The sequence below is a fragment of the Dactylosporangium sp. CA-139066 genome, from assembly GCF_050936175.1.
Classification (GTDB): domain Bacteria; phylum Actinomycetota; class Actinomycetes; order Mycobacteriales; family Micromonosporaceae; genus Dactylosporangium.
In genome coordinates, this window is the sequence record NZ_JBNJNH010000002.1 from 2,235,056 (window position 1) to 2,253,340 (window position 18,285).

Below are 18,285 nucleotides of genomic sequence, written 5' to 3' on the forward strand. Positions count from 1 at the left end.
ACCAGAGGCACACCGGTAAGACAGGGCCGCCGCCCGAAGGTCAGTCGGGCGGCGGCCCTTTGCAGTGCCCGCCGCGGCAGCAGCTGATCGTGGAGTTCTACAGCCGCTGAACGCTCAGCGGTTTCGTCGCGCCGGCGATCACGACGGCGACGCCCTGCAGCACCGCGACGACGAGCAGCGCGCGCAGGACCGTCACGTGGTCGCCGATCAGCCCGATCAGCGGCGGCCCGGCGAACGACGCGACCTTGCCGAGCGTGGACACGACGGTGACGCGGGCGGCGGCGTGGCGGGGGTCGTCGGCGCCGGCGCTCATGCCGACCGGGTATCCGAACGCCGTCCCCACGCCCCACAGCAGCGCGCCGGCGAGGGCGGCGACGAGGCCGGGCCCGAAGATGAAGAGAAGCAGGCCGGCGATCGTGATCCCGCCGAGGGCGCGCAGCACGATCACCCGGCCGAACCGGTCGAGCAGGCCCGCGCCGAACCACCGGACCGCGGTGGTGGCGGCGAGATAGATGGCGTACCCCAGGCTGCCCACCGCCGCCGCGGCCCCGTGCCCGTCGATGAGCGCGACGCCGATCCAGTCGCCGGCGGCGCCCTCCCCGAAGGCGAACGCGAGCACGAACAGCCCGATGAGGATCGTGCGCGGCTCGCGCCACGCCCGCAGCGCCCCGGGCTGCTTGTCGGGGCGGGGTTCCGCCGGGAGGTACTCGCGCGTGGCGGCCGGCACCGCGAGCGCGATGAGGACGGCGATGGCCCCGAGGTGTACGGCGACGGGCACGTGCAATGCGACCAGCGCAGCGGCCAGTCCGGCCCCGGCGACGGTCCCGGCGGCGAACGCGGCGTGGAACCGCGGCATGATCGACCGCCCGAGCCGCCGCTCGACCTCGGCGCCCTGGACGTTCATGGCGACGTCCCACACCGACACGGTGAACCCGATCGTGAGCAGCCCGGCGACGAGCACCCACAGCCCCGCGACGTCGCCCAGCCCGATGACCGCCAGCCCGGCCGCGCCGAGCACCCCGGTGACCGCGACGGTGCGCCGCTGCCCGAGCCGCTCGAGGATCGGCCCGGAGAACGGCCGCGCCACCAGCGACCCGGCGGCGCCGCCGAGCAGCACCCAGCCGAGCCGCGCCGGGTCGAGGTGCAGATGGTCGCGCAGCTGCGGGATGCGGGCGACCCAGCTGGCGAGCAGGATGCCGCACGCGGCGAACACGAGGTAGGTCGCGCGGGCGGCGGCGTTGAGCGACGTCACGGCCGGGCACGCTACGGGCGAGAGCGCTCTCAGCGGAAGGTGCTGGCCCGCTCGATCAGCTCGACGGGGAACCGCCGGCGCAGCCCCGTCGCCGGGGTACCCTCCAGCAGCAACCGCGTGGCCTCGGCCGCCATCTCCTCGACCGGCATGCGCATCGTGCTCAGCGGCGGGTTGGCACACACGGCGGCGATGCTGTCGTCGAACCCGACCACGCTGACGTCCCGCGGCACCGTTCGCCCGGACGCGGTGATCGCCTGCACCGCGCCGGCCCCCATGAGGTCGCACGCCACGAACATCGCGTCGATGTCGGGCCGCCGCGCCAGCAGCCGCTGCGCCGCCGCGTACCCGTCCTCGCGCAGGAAGTCCCCGCCGTCGCCGATCTCCTCCAGCCCCAGATCCTTGACGGCCCGCCGGTACCCTTCGCGCCGGTCGATCGCGCACGTGTTGCCCTCGGGCCCGTGCACGGCCGCGATCCGCCGCCGCCCGAGCCGGTGGAGGTGCTCGACGGCGGCGTACGTCCCCTGCCCGTTGTCCGCCTCGAACGCCGGCACCGCGGGCGCTGTGGCCACCAGCGACACGACCCGCCGGCACCGCCTGTGGAACCGCGCCGCCAGCTCCGGCGTCACGTTGGCCAGCAGCGCCCCGACGGTGACCTGCTGCGCGATCGCGTCAATGGCCTCTTCCGCGCCGCTGTGTTGGTTGACCGCGTGCACCCGGAGCTGGACGTCGGCGTTCTCGACCACGGACATGGCCCCGGCGAGGACGCGGCTGTAGTACGGGTGCGTGCCGAGCCACCCGATGGCGGAGTAGTTCACGGCCACGACGTCCACGGCTCGGACCCGCCCGGAGGCCAGCGCCCGGGCGCTCTCGTTCGGCAGGTACCCGAGCGCGGCCACGGCTTCCTGCACCCGCGCCCGTAACGCCCCCGACGCACCCGGCTCGTTGTTGATCACCCGGGACACGGTGGCGCGCGAAACGCCCGCCGCTCTCGCGACGTCCTCGATGGTCGGCCGCCCCACGTTCATGACCAGCAAGCTTGCCACCTGCTGCATCCGACCGGCCCGGGCGTCCTGCACCGCGACCGCACACCCGACTGTGCGTCCGACGGGTCGGGCGTTCTGCGCCGCGACCGTGCGCCGCCGCTGGGCTGCTCCGATCGTGCGTCCGACTGGTCGGGGCTTGCGCCCCGAGGGAGCACCCCGACTGGGCGTCGGACGGGTCGGTGTTCTCCGCCACGGCTGCGCCGCGAGCGGGCACCGCGAGTCGGCGCCGGGACTGCGCGCCCCGACTGGGCGTCGGACGGGTCGGGCGTTCTGGGCCGTGATTGCCCGCTTTGGCTGTGTGCCCTGACTGCTCGCCCGGATCGGCGGCCCCAACTGCACGTTCGACAAGTCGGGCGCTCCGCGCCACGACTTGTCGGATTTATCTCCCGACAGGCGAAAAATGCGGATATGTCGTGGCGCGGAGCGCCCGACATATCGTCTGCGCACCTGCCGGGTGCGATCGAGCGTCATCGCGGTGCGCCAGCGAAAACGTCGCGCAGGCGGGCGGCGAGACGTGGAAGTGGTCTGCTCCTCGACCGCCGACGAAACGTCCAGTAGTCGCTGGCCCGGCCGTTTGCGGATCGGGTGCGCCGCTGCTGGTTTTGAGGGGGTGTGGGTGGAGCGAAGCTCCCCCACCGCGAGCGAAGCGAGCCAGGAACACAGACCGCCGGCCGCCCCCATGCGCGAGGGCGGCCGACGGATCAGGGGGGAAGGGTCAGGCCTTCGTCCACTTCTGGTTCGCGCCGCCGGTGCAGTCCCACAGCTGCAGCTGCGAGCCGTTCGCGGTGGCGTGGCCGGCGACGTCGACGCACTTGTTGGCGTTGACGTTCACCAGGTCGCCGGCGGCCGTGAGGGTGAACTTCTGGGCGCCGGTGCCGTTGCACGTGTACAGCTGGACCGCCGTGCCGTTCGCGGTGCCTGCGGCGGCCGCGTCCATGCACTTGCCAAGGGCGCGGACGGTGCCGTCCGTGCCGATGGTCCACTGCTGCGCCGCGGTGCCGTTGCAGTCGTACACCTGCAGGCGCGCCCCGTCGACCGGGTTGGCGCCCGGGATGTCGATGCAGCGGCCGCTCTCGTTGCCGCGCAGGGCGCTCGTGCTGCCGGTCGGCGGCGGGGTGGTCGAGCTGGTGCTCACGTGCACGTAGTCGACCAGCATGCGGTTGACCGACGGGGTGCTGCCGTCGGGGTTGCCCGGGAAGCTGCCGCCGACCGCGAGGTTGAGGATGATGAAGAACGGGTGGTCGTACACCCACCGGTTGCCCCGGATGTTCGCCGGCGTGGCCCGGAAGTACTCGGAGCCGTCGATCGTCCAGATGATGAGGTTCGGCGACCAGTCCACCGCGAACGTGTGGAAGGCGTTGCCGAGCGGCTGGCCGATGTTGCGCGTGCCGCCGACCCCGCTGGCGCCGGAGTACCCGGGGCCGTGGATCGTGCCGTAGACCGTGTTCGGGTCGCGCCCGACGTTCTCCATGATGTCGATCTCGCCGTCGGTCGGCCAGTTGCTGCCGCCGAGCATCCAGAACGCCGGCCACAGCCCGTTGCCCTTCGGCACCTGGATGCGGGCCTCGATGTGGCCGTACAGCTGCGTGAACTTGCCGGCCGTCTGGATCCGGCCCGACGTCCACTGGCACGTGCCGTACCAGCAGCTGTGCCCGCCGCTCTCCCGGCGGGCCTCGATCACCAGGTGGCCCTGGCCGTCCTGGTACACGTTGCTGGTGCCGCTGTTGTAGTACTCCAGCTCCGAGTTGCCGAAGCCGCCGCCGCCGGTGTCGAAGTTCCACTTCGACCCGTCGACGCCCTGGCCGGACGCGCCGCTGAAGTCCTCGTTCCACACGACCGCGGCCTGGGCGGCGCTCTGCGCCGTCACCAGGACCAGTCCGGTCGCGAACATCGAGGCGACCACCGCGGCGGTGGCCAACGATCTGAGTCTGCGCACCTGTTACACCTCCTGGGCGGATGCCGCGCGACCGGGGTCGGGGTGGGGCCGGCGGCCTAAGGCGGATCTGTAAAGGAACCTCACAGATCCATCGGAGGCTATGACGTGCCGGTGAGGGCAGTCAATACACGACTTAAATTAAGAGCGGTTGACAACTAATAGTTAACTTTCCTATCGTGTCGGGCACCCGACCCGAAGGAGAACCCCGCCATGTCCTCCTCCAAACGCCGGCCCGCCTTCGCGGCCGCGGCCGTCGCGGTGGCCACGGCCGCCGCCGGCGCGCTCTTCGCGCTCGCCGCCCAGCCGGCCGCCAACGCGGCCACGCTGCCCAATGGATTCAAGAGTATCGGCTACATGCCGTCGTGGGCCGGCAGCGCCAACGCCATCCAATACAACAAGCTGACCCACATCAACTACGCGTTCGTCCTGCCCAACAGCAACGGCAGCCTGCAGGGCCTGGACAACCCGTCCAAGCTGCAGTCGATCGTCTCGCTCGGCCACGCCCAGAACACCAAGGTGTCGATCTCGATCGGCGGCTGGAACGACGGCAACGACTCCGCGTTCGAGGCGCTGGCCGGCAACGCGACCGCCCGCACGGCCTTCGTCAACAACGTCGTGAACCTCATCAACCAGTACAACCTCGACGGCGTCGACATCGACTGGGAGTACCCGGACCCGGGCGCCTCGGCCAACAACTACACCGCCCTGATGTCCCAGCTCAGCACCGCGATGCACAGCCGGGGCAAGCTGCTCACCGCGGCCGTCGTCTCCGAGGGCGGCACGACGGGCGGCGTCCAGCCGGCCGTGTTCGGCTACGTCGACTGGCTCAACATCATGACGTACGACGGCGGCAGCCCCCACGCCAACTACGACTGGTCGGTCAACGCCGTCAACGGCTGGAAGAGCCGCGGCCTGCCGGCGAGCAAGGCCGTCATCGGCGTGCCGATCTACTCCCGCCCGAGCTACCTCACGTACGCCGACCTCGTCTCGCGCGACCCGGCCAACGCCAACCGCGACTGCGTGACGATCAACGGCTCCAACGAGTGCTACAACGGCCTGAACACGGTGCGCCGCAAGACCTCGTGGGCCATGGCCAACGGCGGCGGCATCATGTTCTGGGAGCTGTCGCAGGACGCCACCGGCGCCAACTCGCTCATCAGCGCCGCCTACGAGACGGCCACGGGCGGCACCCCGCCGACCACGCAGCCGCCGACCGGCCGCACGGGCCGCATCACGGGCCTGGCCGGCAAGTGCGCCGACGTCGCCGCCGCTTCCACCGCGAACGGGACGGCGATCCAGCTGTACACCTGCAACGGCACCAACGCCCAGAACTGGACGGTGGCGTCGGACGGCACGCTGCGCGCCCTCGGCAAGTGCATGGACATCACCTCGGCCGGCACCGCCAACGGCACGAAGATCCAGCTGTGGGACTGCAACGGCACCGGCGCGCAGGTCTGGCAGTACAACACCGGCAACAGCACGCTGCGCAACCCCGCGTCGAACAAGTGCCTCGACGTCACCGACAACAGCTCGGCCGACGGCGCGCGCCTGCAGATCTGGGACTGCTTCGCCGGCGCCAACCAGCGTTGGACGCTGCCGTAACGACTCCACCGTGGGGGTGTTGAGGTGGCGGCCGTCCCTGCCCCGGGCGGCCGCCACCGCCCGTTTTTCGGGTCAGTTGCGGTACCGGTAGAGGATCCGGCCTCTCGTCAGGTCGTACTGGCTGAGCTCGACCAGCACGCGGTCGAACGGGAGGATCTTGATGTAGTTCTTGCGGATCTTGCCGCTGATGTGGGCCAGGACCACGTGGCCGTTCGGGAGCTCGACCCGGAAGTTGGCGTTGCGCAGACACTCGACCACGGTGCCCTCGACCTGGATGCCGTCCGTCGCCTTCGCCATGTCAGTGGATCACCAGCTCGAGGTTGCTGCTCGCCCGGTGGGCGCCGGCGCCCTCGAAGAGCGCGATCGCCGCGGCGTTGGCCTCGTGCACGTCCGCGGACGCCGTCGCGATCCCGCGTTCGTGCGCGGCGCCGAGGACCTCGGCCAGCAGCGCCCGCGCGATGCCGCGGCGGCGCCGGTCGGCCCGCACGGCGATCAGGCCGATCCGGGTCTGGCGCGGCAGCGGTACCACCCGGGCCAGGCCCACATAGGCGCCGGGCTCGGCGGCCACCGCGTACCGGCCGGGATCGACCGGAATGGACAGAATCTCGGCCGGCATCTCCTGCCAGCCGACGGTCGCCTCGACCTCGGCCCGGATCGCGCGGTCCAGCCGGCGCAGCGGGGCCGTTTCGCCCGCGCCCACCGGCAGCGTCGTGACGCCCGGCGGCGCCGCCGCGCGGTCGAGGCCGGTGACCCGGGGGTCGGTCGGCATGACGTACTCCCACTCGCGCCGCCGGGTCGTGAAGCCGGCCCGCTCCCACGTGGACGTCAGGTCGAGGTCAGCCTCGTCCACGACGGTGTACAGCGGCCGCGGCAGGGCGGCCAGCATGGCCTCGGCGAGCCGGTCGAAGACCGCGGCCTGCCACGTGTCGATGCTGAGGAAGAGCCGCCCGTCGGGCCGGGGCGACGCGTCGCCGCGCCCGACCACGAGGTCGTCGTCGAGGGCATGCCACTGCCCCGTCGCGACGCGTGTGATCACTGGAGATTGCATCGGTGTCGCCTTTCGGGAGGGTTCGAGACGCTCCCGGGCGGCACCTACCGCAGTCGCCCGACCGTGACGGAGATGGGGAGCACCCATGTCGATCCAACGTTCACGATGCTCACCCCCTAGATCCAGGCCACAGCCGAGCGGTAGCTTATCGCCGGCCCGGACCCCGATCCAGCGAATTACCCCAGCGCCGACGCCCCCGCGGGGTCATGAAGACGCTGGGGGAGTCGAAGCGCGGTGCGCGGAACCAGTCGATGGTGCCGTCCTGGGCGACGAGCGCGGAGGTCTGCAGGTCGCCGATGAGCCCGTGTCCTTCGACCGGGGGGAAGCCACGTTCCATGCGGCAAGCATCTTGCGTGGGCGCCTCGGCCGGCCTCACCTTCGAGGTTGAGGAGTGAGGAGGGGCGGCGCCGACGGCGGGTGGAACGGCGGGGGGTTGTCCACGCCCGTGGCCAGGCGCAGCAGGGCCTCCAGCCCGGCCCGGGTGGCCACCACGACCATGGTGTGGGTGCGGTCCAGGGTGCGCCAGCGGTTCTGCTCCGGCGCCCAGAACGTCTGCACGCCCACGCCCAGCCCGGCCCGGCCGGTCTGCACCGCGACCAGGCGCACCTTGCCGGCCTCGTTGACGTCGCGGAAGTACCGGCCCTCCAGCTGCGAGCCGGCCCCGACCGGCACCTCGGCGACGAGCAGCACCCGGCGCCCGACCGGGATCGTGTCGATCACCTCGCCGCCGACCATGGAGGCGGCGAAGGCGGGCGCGGCCAGGTACGACACGCTGCGCGACAGGTTGATGTCGAACGCGGTCTTGATGCGCCGGGCGAAGTCCTCCTCGAACAGCCGCAGCACGACCCGCAGCCGCCGATCGGGGTCGTCGGGGTCGCGCCACAGGTTGCGCCCGAGCAGCGCGGCCTCGAGGTTGGTCACATCGGACGTGGTGACGACGACCAGGCAGCGGGCGGTGCCGACGGAGGCGGCCTTGAGCGTGTCGGGGTTGGTGGCGTCGCCGATGATCACCGGCAGCCCCAGGTCGCGGCCGACCTGCACGCCGCGGGCCTGGTCGTCGCGGTCGACGGCGACGACGCCGATGCCGAGGTCGTAGAGCTCGCGCAGCACGCGGGTGCCGACGTTGCCGAGGCCGACGATGACCACGTGGTCGGAGATCGGCTCGGTCAGCCCGCCGGCGGCGATCGCCAGCCGGGCCTTGACGACGATGCCGACGACGGCGGCGGTGAGCGCCGGGATGAGCGCGACCCCGGCGACGACCAGCACGACGTCGACCGCCTGGGCCGGCAGGGAGGCGCCCAGGTCGGGGTTGGCCCCGCCGAGCGCGGTCAGCACGGCCAGGTAGATCGCCTTCCACGGGCCGACGTGGCGCGCGGTCGCGACCGCCACCGTGCCCAGCGCCAGGACGCCGACCGCGGCGCCGAGGATGCGGCGCAGCCCGCCGCCGAGCAGCAGCCGGGACGCGCGCAGCGGGTGGCGGCGCCGGCGGCGGCGCGGCTCGGCCGTGCGGCGGCCGTAGACGCTCTCCAGCACCAGGTCGGCGCGGTCCTCCTCGGTCGGCAGGCTCTCGCCGGCGGCGGTCACGGCGAGTCCGCAGCGGATGTTGGTCGGGTTGGCCACGGCCCGGTCCACGGCCACGAGCTGCTGGCCGTCGGAGAGCCGGATGACCGGCGGGTTGCTGTCGCCGAGCGCGGCGGCCAGGAATGCGGGCGCGGCGATCTCCGACGCCGACAGCACGGCGCAGTTGGACAGCTGCTTGACGATGCCGGCGCCGAGGACCGTGTTGAACATCCGCAGCACGACCCGGATCGACGGGTCGACCTCGCGGGCGATGAGGGCGGCGTCGACGTTGGCCACGTCGTCGGTGTCGACGAACGCGATCGCGTCGGCGTCGGTGAGGTCGGCCGCCTCGAAGACGGCCCGGGTCAGCTTCCGGGCGGCGATGACGACCGGGGCCTCGTCCGGGTCGTCATCGGCGCGGATGTCGGCAATCTCGGGTGCCTGGCCGCCGGCCAGGTCGGGCACGATGACCGTGACCTGGGCGGAGTAGGTGTTGATGAGCTCGCCGACGAGCCGGCGGGCGAGCGCGTTGTCACCCCAGACGACGAACTTGCGCACGCCACGATCGTATCGACGCTCTGCTACCCGCAGTGGGGCGGCAATCCTTCCAGAAGATTGACGTTGTACCGCAGAATCGCGTATTTCCCGACGTCATGGCGCTCCACCGGCGCGCCCCACATGCGCTCGGCCTGCTCCGGCGTCCCGTAGAACGGGCGATCCAGTTCGAAGACGACGAAGCGGGCGTCGTGGGCGGCCGGGTCGTACATCGTGTCCTTCGACTGCCAGCAGAACGGCACGAGCCGGTCACCACCGCCGACCACGGGCGCGACGGTGACCCGCCGCTCGGTGGTGACGGTGATGTTGTTCGACGCCCAGTAGGCCCCGAGGCCGTACGTGAGGCCCTGCGCGCGCAGGTAGTCGGCGGCCTCCTGGGCCTCCGACGGCTCGGCCCGCGGCGGGGAGTACACGACCAGGGTGACGAGGAAGACCGCGAGCACGCCGGCCAGGACGCCCTGCCCGGCCCTGCGGTACCGGTGGCTGTTCAGCCAGGGCCCGGCGTAGCGGGCGGCGAGGACGGCGCCCATCGGCAGGACCGGGGCGATCTCGCGGGCCGCCATGAGATCGACGGAGATGGTCGAGACGATCTCGGCGCCGAGGTCGCAGGCGATGGCCGTGATGAGCACCGCGTCGAGCCGGTCGGCGCTGCCCCGGACCAGGCGGACCAGCGTCACGGCGAACGCGGCCAGCGCCACCAGGAAGCCGATCAGGTGCAGCGCGGAGAGGAACACCTCGAGCGCGGCCGGGTGCCAGCCGGGCCGGTGCGTGCCGAAGATGACGCCGAGCATCCGGGCGGTCATCCAGGCCCGGTGCGGCCAGTCCGCCAGCGGCGCCAGCTCGATCGGCGGGTGCGGCGACTGGAACGCCCCGAGCCCGTCGAGCAGGTGCCGGAAGCCGCGCGAGATGCCGACCGAGACGGCGGCCGCGGCGACGAGGCTCAGCTCGTACCAGCGGTCGGCGCCGCGGGAGCGCAGCGCGCGGTAGGCGCAGACGACGGCGAGCGGTGCGGCGCCGACGAAGGTGACGAGCGGGTCGCCCATCGCGCCCCAGCCGAGCAGCACGGCGATGAGGACCGGGGCCCAGACGCGGTGGCGCAGGCGGTCCAGGACGAGCCAGGCCAGCAGCAGCGCCACCGCGGAGCCGGTGTGGTTGGGCGAGGACAGCAGGGTCTGGTAGCCGATGCCGGGGACGGGCAGCAGCAGGATCGCCACCGCCACCCCGACGCGCAGCCAGGCCTCCCGCCCCGACGTCCGGCCTTTTGCGAGTACCGCCGCCAGGAAAACGATCATCGTGTAGGTGATCGCCGCCGTCACGTGCACCTGGCCCGCGGTGACGCCGGTGAACCACTGGACGATCCCGTACTGCACCAGCTCCGTCGGGTAGAACGACACGTCCGACAGTGCCCACCCCTTCAGCAGCGGGTTGCCGTGGAACATGTCCCACGCCTGCAGGGCGTTGCTGGCACCGTCGCCGTTGATCGGGAACGCCCACGCCATCCGCAGGTAGGCCAGGAACAGCCCGACCGCCGCCACCACGCACCCGAGCCCGATCAATAGCCTCTGTCGCACCCCGGGAGAGTAGCCGATCAGGTGTATTCGTCGGCCAGCTCCCGATATGCGGCGAGCACCACCTCCGTGCGCTCGACCAGGTCCGGCTCCGGCCGCGAGCGCAGCGACCCGAGCAGCGCGTCGGCCGCCGTGACCCGCATCCGGGCCCGCGCCTGGGCGTTGCGCTGGTTCAGGAAGTCCTGGCACAGCACGGACAGCCTGCGCAGCTGGGCGGCCCGCCGGCGCACCTCGGCGTCTACCTCGGTGAGCCGCTGCGCGATCTCGGCCTGGCGGTCGGTGACCGCGCTGAACAGGCTGCCGGCGCCGATCGGGTCGCCGACCGAGGCCCGCAGGTCGCGGTCGGCCGCCCGCAGCTCGCCGCGCTCGGCCAGCGCCTGCGCCAGCTGCCACAGCGCCCGCTCGAGCGTCGCCGTCGGGTCCTCGGGCTCGCCGAGGCGCTCCAGGGCCGGCCAGGTCAGCTGGATCCGGTCGGCGTTGGCCGCCGCGGCCTCGAACTCGGTCCGGTCGCGGGGGTCGGTGAGGTACCGCCGCATCGCCCGCCCCCGCCGCGTCGGCGTGGCGACGAGCATGTACCCGACGAGCAGGAACATCGTCGCCGCGACCGTCGCCAGGAACGTCCGCACGACGGCCGGCGGCGCGAGCCAGTTGATCGCGATGGCGACCGCGGCGGCCGCGGTGAGCCCGGCAGCGTAGAGCGCATGGATGGTCTTGTCGACGGGCCAGAACGGCCCGGAGGTCGTACCCCGGGAGCCGCGCCCGCCCGGCATCTCGTCCCCGACGGCGGCGAGGCTGCGCTCGACGGCGTTCCCGCTCCGCCGCAGCACCCCGACCCGGAGCCCGCGCAGGTACTCAAGCATGTCGGCGCAGGGCCGGGCGATATGTCGGGCGACTCCGTCGCCACGACATATCGGATTTATACCCTGGCGGGCGATAAGTCCTCTCGAAGGTCACGGCTTCTCCCCGCGGAAGCGACTGCGGATGTGAGCGGCGATGCTGGCGAGGACCAGTGCCAGGAGCGCACCGAACACGCCCCACACCGCCCCGCCCAGCACCGCCGCCGCTGAGGCCGCCGGGATCGACAGCGGGCCGAGCCAGCCCGGCGGGTGCTGGGCCGGCGCCGCGGCGAGCGTGATGAGCGCGGCGGCGGCGAGGCCCAGCAGCGGGGCGTACGGCTGCGGCACCAATGCGGTGAGCACGCCCGCGAACAGCACGCCCAGCAGCGGCCCGAGCCAGGGCAGGACCGTGAGCAGTCCGACGACCACCGCCGCGGCCTGTGCATGAGCGACCCCGCAGGTGCTCAGCACGGGCCAGGCGACCGCGGCCGCCAGCGCTCCCCACAGGACCCGGTGCGTGGCGGCCGTCGCGGCACCTGGCCGCTCGCCGGCGTCGACGGCCTTGACCAGGGTCGCCGGCGACGGTCCGCTCACAACAGCCGCAGTTCCCGCGCGCGCTCGACGGCCTCGCGCCGGCGCCCGGCGTGCAGCTTGCGGTAGATGTTCTTCACGTGGGTCTTCACCGTGTTGACCGACACGTAGAGCGTGGAGGCGATCTCCAGGTTCGACATGGTGCCCTGCAGGTAGCGCAGCACCGTCAGCTCACGTTCGGTCAGCGGCTCGACCAGGTTGCCGTCCCCGCCGTTGCGCGAGCCCCCGGCCAGCGGCGACGAGCCGGCGGCCAGCTCCGCGGCGAGCGGATGGTAGACCGGCAGCAGTGGCGCGAAGTTCGCGAGCAGGTCGCGCACCGGGTGCCCGCCCACGAGGAACGGCCGGCGGAAGCTCTCCTCCTCGGCGATGTCCAGCGCCACCTCGAGGCCGCGCAGCACGCGGTTGCGGTCGCCGAGCGCGCGCCCGGCGAGGCTGGTGAGGATGGCCGCCTGCACGGTCCACGTCAGCGCGTTGTCCACCGACGGCGTGGCGAACTGCGCCGCGGTCGTCGCCGCGGCGGCCGCCTTGCCCTCGATGAGCGCCGCCGAGGCGTCGACGCAGGCGGCCCAGCCGGGGAAGACGTCCGGGTCGCCGCCGGTGGCCACGAGCCGCCGGGCCGCGCCGAGGTCGCCGCCGCTGATGCGCAGCTCGGCCTCGGTCAGCGCGAGCGAGCGCTCGACGGTGGGGGCCAGTGGCGCGCCGCCCAGCTCGCGGCGGGCGGTGTGCAGCACCTCGAGGGCGGCGGCGAGCCGGCCCGAGCCGTGGCGCAGCTTCGCGCGTACCGTCGCGATGGAAACCAGCAGGTCGGGGTCGCCGGCGGCGAGGTCGAGGGCCTCGTCGAGCAGGCGGTCGGCCTCCGCGATGCGGTCCCACTCGCCGTAGACGCCGGCCAGGGCCATGCGTACCCAGCCGAGGTCGGTCGCGTCGGTGATGCCGAACCGGTCGGCGGTCACCAGCGCCTGGCGGCCGAGCCGGGCGGCGGCGCGCAGGCGGCCCCGCAGCGACTCGAGCACGGCGAGCTGGGCGGCCGCGCAGACCTGGGCCTGGGCCATGCCGGCCCGCTGGGCGAGCACGAGCGCGCCGTGCAGCGGCGCGCCGGCCGCGCCCAGCTCGCCGAGGCGCAGCCGGGCCTCGCCCTCGTCGAGCAGGGTCAGCGCCCGTGCCTCGTCATTGGCACTTACATCGACTTTGGCTGATATTTCGGACATCTCGGAGATCATGCGGCGCGGGTCGCCGGCCAGCCACGCCTCGGCGGCCGTGAACGCGCGGAAGATCGGCGTCGTGCGGTCCCCGCCGCAGCGGCGCAGGAAGTCGCGGGCGCCCTCCAGGTCGCCCACCCGCAGCCGCTCGGCCGCGAACGCGAGCGGCAGCCGCGGGTCGGTGTTCTCCTCCGACGCCGGCGCGTGCGGCGCGGCCTCGTGCGGCCGGTCGAAGCGCACGCCGCCGACGATGTCGGGCCAGCTGCGCTCCAGCGTCTCGACCGCGCCGGCCCAGTCCTCGGCCAGCAGCGAGTGGCGCAGGGCCTCGGCCGGGATGCCGTACGTGTTGTGCCACGCGGCCGCCCGCCGGTGCAGGTCGGCGACCCGCTCCGGGCTGCGGCGCAGCAGCTCGGCGTGCAGGGTGCGGGCGAAGAGGGGGTGGAAGCGGTACCAGCCGCCGGGGCCCGCGTTGCGGGTCAGGAACGCGTTGGAGCCCTTGAGCTCGGCGAGCACCCGGGCGCCGTCGTCGCGCCCGGTGATCGCCTCGACCAGGCCGGCGTTCAGGCGAGGCGCGATCGCGGTCTCCAGCAGCAGCCGCCGCGTCTCCGGCGGCAGCGAGTCGATGACCTCGCCGGTGAGGAAGTCCCCGACCGCGCTGCTGAACGCGCCGCCGTCGTCGAGCACCCGCTCAGGCTCCGGGTGCCCGCGCATCGCCATCGCGGCGAGGCGAACGCCGGCCGGCCAGCCCTCGGTGATCGAGTGCAGCGCGTACAGCGTCGAGCTCGGCAGCACGACGTCGTGCGCCGCCAGCAGCGCCGCCGTCTCGGCGATCGTCAGCGACAGGTCGTTCGTGCGCATCTCGGTCAGCGAGCCGTTGACGCGCCAGCGGTACAGCGGCAATGACGGGTCCCGCCGGCAGGACAGCACCAGCCGCAGCCGGCCCATGCCGTGGCGTACCAGCGCCTCCAGCTGCGCCAGCGCGTCCGGGTCGCTGATCTCGCGGACGTCGTCGACGACCACGACGTGCGGCTGCTGCAGCGAGTCGACCGCCCGCAGCAGGTCGTCGCCGTCGCTCTTCTCGGTGTGCGTCGACAGCGCGCCGAGCAGCTGGCCCGGGACGTCCGCGCCGTGCTCGGAGTGCGACGTCACCCACCGCACCACCGGCGCCTCGCTGCTGTCGCCGATGCGCACCGTGCGAGCCCACGCGACCAGCGCAGCCGTCTTGCCCCAGCCGGCCGGCGCGGTCACGAGGGTCAGCGGCGAGCGCACTGCGGCGTCCAGCTGGGCGACCACCCGCTCCCGCATCACATAGCCCGGTGGCAGATCCGGGACCGCCAATGACGGCGGTGGCGAGAATCCGCGACGTTCCTGCTGTACCAACGCTTGTGACACCCGTGCCCCCCGAAATCGCTTTCCCGGCCTGGTTTTCGCTTTGTCTTTCATCCGGGTCAAACGTGACGAGCAAACCATCGCCGCACGCTGCGCCGCCTCACCCAGGCTGGGTGGTCTGCCGGCCCTTGGCACGCCGATTTCCCTTACGTGCCAACGGTTCCATCGACACCATTGCACCGCCGCGCCGGGCGCCGAAGGCTCACCCGGAAAGGGTGAAGCGTGGTCACCACTGTCATCGGCAGCGTTCCGGCTATCGCCCGTCGCGGGACGGGCGGGGAGGGGATGAGCCAGGATGAGCGCGGTTGCGGGCGAGATCGAGCTGCGCCCCGAGAACGGGTTCGAACTGAGCCTGCGGGGCTACCATCGCGCCCAGGTCGATCGGTACGTCGCCACGTTGCAGATGCGCCTCACGACGGCGGAGACCGAGCTCGCCGCGGCCCGCTACCGCGAACAGCAGCTCGCCGGCCGTGCGGAGCGGCTCGGCGCCGAGCTCAAGAAGTGCACCTGCGGCGGAGAGACCTCGAAGGTCGTCGGCGACCGGATCCAGAAGATCATCGACCTGGCCGAGGAAGAGGCCGGTGCCCTGCGCTTGCAGGCCCAGCAGGATCTCGACCACGCCCGCGTGGCCGGCGAGGCGCTGCTGGCCGACGCCCGCAAGCACGCCGAGGACACGATGCACGAATTCCAGGAATCCCTGAAGCAGCGTCGCGCCGAGGAGGCCCGCGTCGAGGCGAACCGGCGCGCCCAGTGGGACGCCCGCCGCCAGCGCCAGCGCGAGGCGGCCGAGAACCTGCTGGCCACCACGCGCTCCGTCGGCAACGACAGCGTGCAGGTGACCCGCCGGCTGCTCGACGCGCTCATCGCCGAGCACACCAGGCTGCTCGCCGAGGTGGAGATGGCCGAGAAGGAGATGGCCAACCTGTCGTCCGCATGATGTCGATCAGGCAGGTGGATCACCCGGGCCGGGTGACGACGGATCACTCCGGTTGAAGACAGGATTCCTTACGTGACAAGGCAAGCGACGGACGGATCGGGGACAGCGACTGCTGCGCTGTGCCATGTGGTTCGTCCGGTCCCGCCAGCCGCGGGCGTCGCGTCGTCGGTGGTCCCCGGCGCGACGGACCCAGCTGGGCCGTTCGGTGAAAACCGTTGAGCAGGGGGTACTCAACGGTCCAGGAGTCAGCGGTGAACATGGCCCGCGTCCTGAGCACCGGCCGACCTTCAGCGAGGGCGGCGGGAGCCGATGGGTGGGCGGCTGATCCGGAGGAGGCCGCCCACCCATCGCAAGTCACCTTCTAGAACGTTCCTGCTCCACCAGGACGGCGCTGTGGCGCCGGCGCGCTCCCAGGCCCGCGCCGGCGCCGCAGCGTATCCGCACTCTTTCTGGGACCCTGGTCTCATGGCGTCCTCGCTGATGCACCGCCTGCACCATCTCCTCGTGCCGCACTCCCACGACGCCGCCGCCAAGGTCGACCCGGCGATGGAGGGCTCCCGCGAGGGCATCCGGGTGCTCTGGCTCTCCCTGGCCGTCCTCGGCGTCACCGCCGCCCTGCAGGCCCTGGTCGCCTGGTGGTCCGGCTCGGTGGCCCTGCTCGGCGACACGCTGCACAACGTCGCCGATGCGCTGACGGCGGTACCGCTGGGGGTGGCCTTCGTCCTCGGCCGCCGTCCCGCGAACCGCCGGTACACCTATGGTTATGGCCGCGCCGAGGACCTGGCCGGCATCGCGATCGTGCTGACCATCGCCGCCTCGGCCGGCCTGGCCGCCTACGCCGCCGTGGACCGCCTCCTGCACCCGGCCACGGTCACGCGCCTGCCGTTCGTCGCGGCCGCCGCGGTGATCGGCTTCGCCGGCAACGAGCTCGTGGCCCGCATGCGCATCCGGGCGGGCCGCCGGATCGGCTCGGCCGCGCTGGTGGCGGACGGCCTGCACGCCCGCACGGACGGCCTGACGTCGCTGGCGGTGCTGCTGGGCGCCGGCGGCGTGGCCGTCGGGTGGCCGTGGGCGGACCCGCTGGTCGGGCTGCTCATCACGCTGGCGATCCTGTTCGTGCTGAAGGACGCGGCCCGCGAGGTGTACCGCCGCCTGATGGACGCCGTCGACCCGTCCCTGCTGTCGCGGGCGGAGGAGGCCCTGTCGTCCACGCCGGGCGTCCAGCGCGTCGGGGCGCTGCGGATGCGCTGGATCGGCCACCGGCTGCACGCGGAGACGGACCTGGTGATGGCGCCGGACCTGTCGCTGGCGGAGGCTCATGGGATCGCGGTGGACGCGGAGCATCGGCTGCTGCATGCGGTACCGCGGCTGACGTCGGCCACGGTCCATCCTGATCCCGCGGGCTCGCAGGTCCACGCCTCGCTGGATCACCACCACCGGTCGGCCTGATTGCCGGCTTTGGCGCGATAAGTCCGGCACTCCGTGCCGGACTTATCGGATTTATACCCTGACAGGCGAAAAATCCGATAAGTCGTGGCACGAAGTGCCCGACTTATCGTTTTGCGGGTCGACCTCCTTGGACACGATCCGGGCGATGCCGCGCAGCGGGCCCGGGCCAGGAGGGCGTGGGCGAGCTCGAGTCGCGTTGATCGCGCGGTCGTGCTCCTTGGGTGCGATCCGGGCGATGCCGCGCAGCGGGTCCGGGCCAGGAGGGCGTGGGCGAGCTCGAGTCGCGTTGATCGCGCGGTCGTGCTCCTTGGGCGCGATCCGGGCGATGCCGCGCAGCGGGTCCGGGCCAGCAGGGCGTGGGCGAGCTCGAGTCGCGTCGAGACGCGCCGTCGTGGGCAGCCGCGCGCACAGACAGAAAAAAGTCCGGCGACGCAGTCGCCGGACTTTTCGCGTTATCGGCTAGATCGCCCCGGTACCGTGACCCGACGTCGGAGCGGAGGAGTGGGCGGGCGAGTTGGTGCCGCGCCCCGGCGGGTACGGCCCGGCGTTCGGGGCGCCAGACTCCCCTGACCCCTGGTTCTCGCTGCGCCGCTGCCCCTGATAATCCGCATAGTCCGCCGAAGGTGCCGCCCGTTCCGGCATTTCGGGGGCGGAGTCCGCGGCGTGCGCGCCCGGGCGCGGTGGGTTCATGGGGAACGCCGCGGCCTGCTGGTCGCGGTCGGCCCGGTGTACCCCGCCGGTCGGCGGCGGCGGCAGCGCGGGCTCGAGCGGCGCCCAGTGCACGGTCAGCGCGTAGATGACGATCACGTCGAGGGCGATCATCAGCAGGGACCACACCGGGTACGCGCCGAGCGAGCCGATCTGGGCCAGCGCGTGCAGCGCCACGATCACGATCGCGGCGACGCGCGCCACCGGGTTGCGTGCGAACAGCCCGATGCCGGCGAGGGTGAGCAGTGCGCCGAAAACGACCATCACCACGCCCAGGCCGGCCACGTCCACGACGACGAGGCTGTCGCCGTCGATGAACGCCACCTGCCGGCGGATCAGCGCGACGAGGCCCTCGAGGATGTTCAGCACCCCCAGCACGGTCAGCAGGACCGCCGCGAAGCTGACCCAGCCCGACCAGGCGCCGCTGCGGCGCGTCATACCGGTCTCAGCCATCCCTGTCTCCCTTCCCATAGATCGAAGGTGACGACAAATTCCGGGGAGGGTCACCGGTTCGCCGATCGGCCGCGGCGGACAAGAGAGGAGGCGCCGCGGCCGCATCCGGCGAAACTCGTGTGGCTGCCTCCCTCCCTCGCAAATGCGTTGTACCGGTGC

At 72.6% G+C, this 18,285-nt stretch carries 14 protein-coding genes and 1 pseudogene; 3 read left to right on the forward strand and 12 right to left on the reverse strand.

The genetic code is table 11. From position 1 onward, the window contains the following. Positions 1-97: 97 nt before the first annotated feature. From ACQEVU_RS55120 to ACQEVU_RS55130, 3 genes are all read right to left on the reverse strand, one after another. On the reverse strand, positions 98-1,252 hold the full coding sequence (locus ACQEVU_RS55120; RefSeq protein WP_433339205.1) for an MFS transporter: 1,155 nt from the start codon (positions 1,250-1,252) through the stop codon (positions 98-100). 29 nt (positions 1,253-1,281) lie between these two features. After that, the gene (locus ACQEVU_RS55125; protein WP_433339207.1) at positions 1,282-2,295 is read right to left on the reverse strand and encodes a LacI family DNA-binding transcriptional regulator; all 1,014 of its coding nucleotides are present in this window, start codon (positions 2,293-2,295) and stop codon (positions 1,282-1,284) included. Between the two features lie 715 nt (positions 2,296-3,010). Further along, positions 3,011-4,231, reverse strand: a complete 1,221-nt coding sequence (locus tag ACQEVU_RS55130) for a ricin-type beta-trefoil lectin domain protein (protein ID WP_433339209.1) — start codon at positions 4,229-4,231, stop codon at positions 3,011-3,013. A 210-nt stretch (positions 4,232-4,441) separates the two neighbouring features. Between ACQEVU_RS55130 and ACQEVU_RS55135 the strand changes: the two genes are divergently transcribed. After that, on the forward strand, positions 4,442-5,833 hold the full coding sequence (locus ACQEVU_RS55135) for a glycosyl hydrolase family 18 protein (protein WP_433339211.1): 1,392 nt from the start codon (positions 4,442-4,444) through the stop codon (positions 5,831-5,833). A 72-nt stretch (positions 5,834-5,905) separates the two neighbouring features. Here ACQEVU_RS55135 and infA read toward each other — a convergent pair whose 3' ends face one another. The 8 genes and pseudogenes from infA to ACQEVU_RS55175 all read right to left on the reverse strand — a co-directional run bounded on the left by infA (position 5,906) and on the right by ACQEVU_RS55175 (position 14,495). Beyond that, positions 5,906-6,130: a translation initiation factor IF-1 gene (infA, locus tag ACQEVU_RS55140; protein WP_433339213.1), complete on the reverse strand. Its 225-nt coding sequence runs from the start codon at positions 6,128-6,130 to the stop codon at positions 5,906-5,908. 1 nt (position 6,131) lies between these two features. Next, positions 6,132-6,869, reverse strand: a complete 738-nt coding sequence (locus tag ACQEVU_RS55145; RefSeq protein WP_433339215.1) for a GNAT family N-acetyltransferase — start codon at positions 6,867-6,869, stop codon at positions 6,132-6,134. Positions 6,870-7,059: 190 nt separating this feature from the next. Further along, positions 7,060-7,218, reverse strand: a pseudogene (locus ACQEVU_RS55150) (trehalase-like domain-containing protein); the annotation flags it as partial. A gap of 35 nt (positions 7,219-7,253) precedes the next feature. Then, positions 7,254-8,999, reverse strand: coding sequence for a potassium channel family protein (locus tag ACQEVU_RS55155; RefSeq protein ID WP_433339217.1), 1,746 nt, complete (start codon positions 8,997-8,999; stop codon positions 7,254-7,256). A 23-nt stretch (positions 9,000-9,022) separates the two neighbouring features. Beyond that, entirely contained in the window at positions 9,023-10,567 is a 1,545-nt protein-coding gene (locus tag ACQEVU_RS55160) for a hypothetical protein (protein WP_433339219.1), read from the reverse strand. Between the two features lie 17 nt (positions 10,568-10,584). Further along, positions 10,585-11,424, reverse strand: a complete 840-nt coding sequence (locus ACQEVU_RS55165; RefSeq protein ID WP_433339221.1) for a hypothetical protein — start codon at positions 11,422-11,424, stop codon at positions 10,585-10,587. Positions 11,425-11,514: 90 nt separating this feature from the next. Further along, on the reverse strand, positions 11,515-11,994 hold the full coding sequence (locus ACQEVU_RS55170; protein ID WP_433339223.1) for a hypothetical protein: 480 nt from the start codon (positions 11,992-11,994) through the stop codon (positions 11,515-11,517). Next, positions 11,991-14,495 (reverse strand): LuxR C-terminal-related transcriptional regulator, encoded by a 2,505-nt coding sequence (locus ACQEVU_RS55175; RefSeq protein WP_433339225.1) that lies wholly within the window; start codon positions 14,493-14,495, stop codon positions 11,991-11,993. Before ACQEVU_RS55175 ends, ACQEVU_RS55170 begins: the two co-directional genes overlap by 4 nt. 379 nt (positions 14,496-14,874) lie before the next feature. Between ACQEVU_RS55175 and ACQEVU_RS55180 the strand changes: the two genes are divergently transcribed. Together ACQEVU_RS55180 and ACQEVU_RS55185 are read left to right on the forward strand one after the other, a co-directional pair. Continuing rightward, positions 14,875-15,516 (forward strand): hypothetical protein, encoded by a 642-nt coding sequence (locus ACQEVU_RS55180; protein ID WP_433339227.1) that lies wholly within the window; start codon positions 14,875-14,877, stop codon positions 15,514-15,516. Positions 15,517-15,981: 465 nt separating this feature from the next. After that, positions 15,982-16,965, forward strand: coding sequence for a cation diffusion facilitator family transporter (locus ACQEVU_RS55185; protein ID WP_433339229.1), 984 nt, complete (start codon positions 15,982-15,984; stop codon positions 16,963-16,965). A 459-nt stretch (positions 16,966-17,424) separates the two neighbouring features. On the opposite strand, the gene ACQEVU_RS55190 is transcribed toward ACQEVU_RS55185, so the two are convergent. After that, positions 17,425-18,126 carry a DUF7144 family membrane protein gene (locus ACQEVU_RS55190; protein ID WP_433339231.1) on the reverse strand — a complete coding sequence of 234 codons (702 nt, stop codon included), beginning with the start codon at positions 18,124-18,126 and terminating at the stop codon, positions 17,425-17,427. Positions 18,127-18,285: the final 159 nt, after the last annotated feature.

Excerpts from the sequence above, each read along its gene's own strand:
- ACQEVU_RS55135 (WP_433339211.1), top strand. The coding sequence starts at position 4,442 with ATGTCCTCCTCCAAACGCCGGCCCGCCTTCGCGGCCGCGGCCGTCGCG.
- ACQEVU_RS55175 (WP_433339225.1), bottom strand. The coding sequence starts at position 14,495 with ATGCGGGAGCGGGTGGTCGCCCAGCTGGACGCCGCAGTGCGCTCGCCG.
- ACQEVU_RS55180 (WP_433339227.1), top strand. The coding sequence starts at position 14,875 with ATGAGCGCGGTTGCGGGCGAGATCGAGCTGCGCCCCGAGAACGGGTTC.
- ACQEVU_RS55165 (WP_433339221.1), bottom strand. The coding sequence starts at position 11,424 with ATGCTTGAGTACCTGCGCGGGCTCCGGGTCGGGGTGCTGCGGCGGAGC.
- infA (WP_433339213.1), bottom strand. The coding sequence starts at position 6,130 with ATGGCGAAGGCGACGGACGGCATCCAGGTCGAGGGCACCGTGGTCGAG.
- ACQEVU_RS55190 (WP_433339231.1), bottom strand. The coding sequence starts at position 18,126 with ATGGCTGAGACCGGTATGACGCGCCGCAGCGGCGCCTGGTCGGGCTGG.
- ACQEVU_RS55185 (WP_433339229.1), top strand. The coding sequence starts at position 15,982 with ATGGCGTCCTCGCTGATGCACCGCCTGCACCATCTCCTCGTGCCGCAC.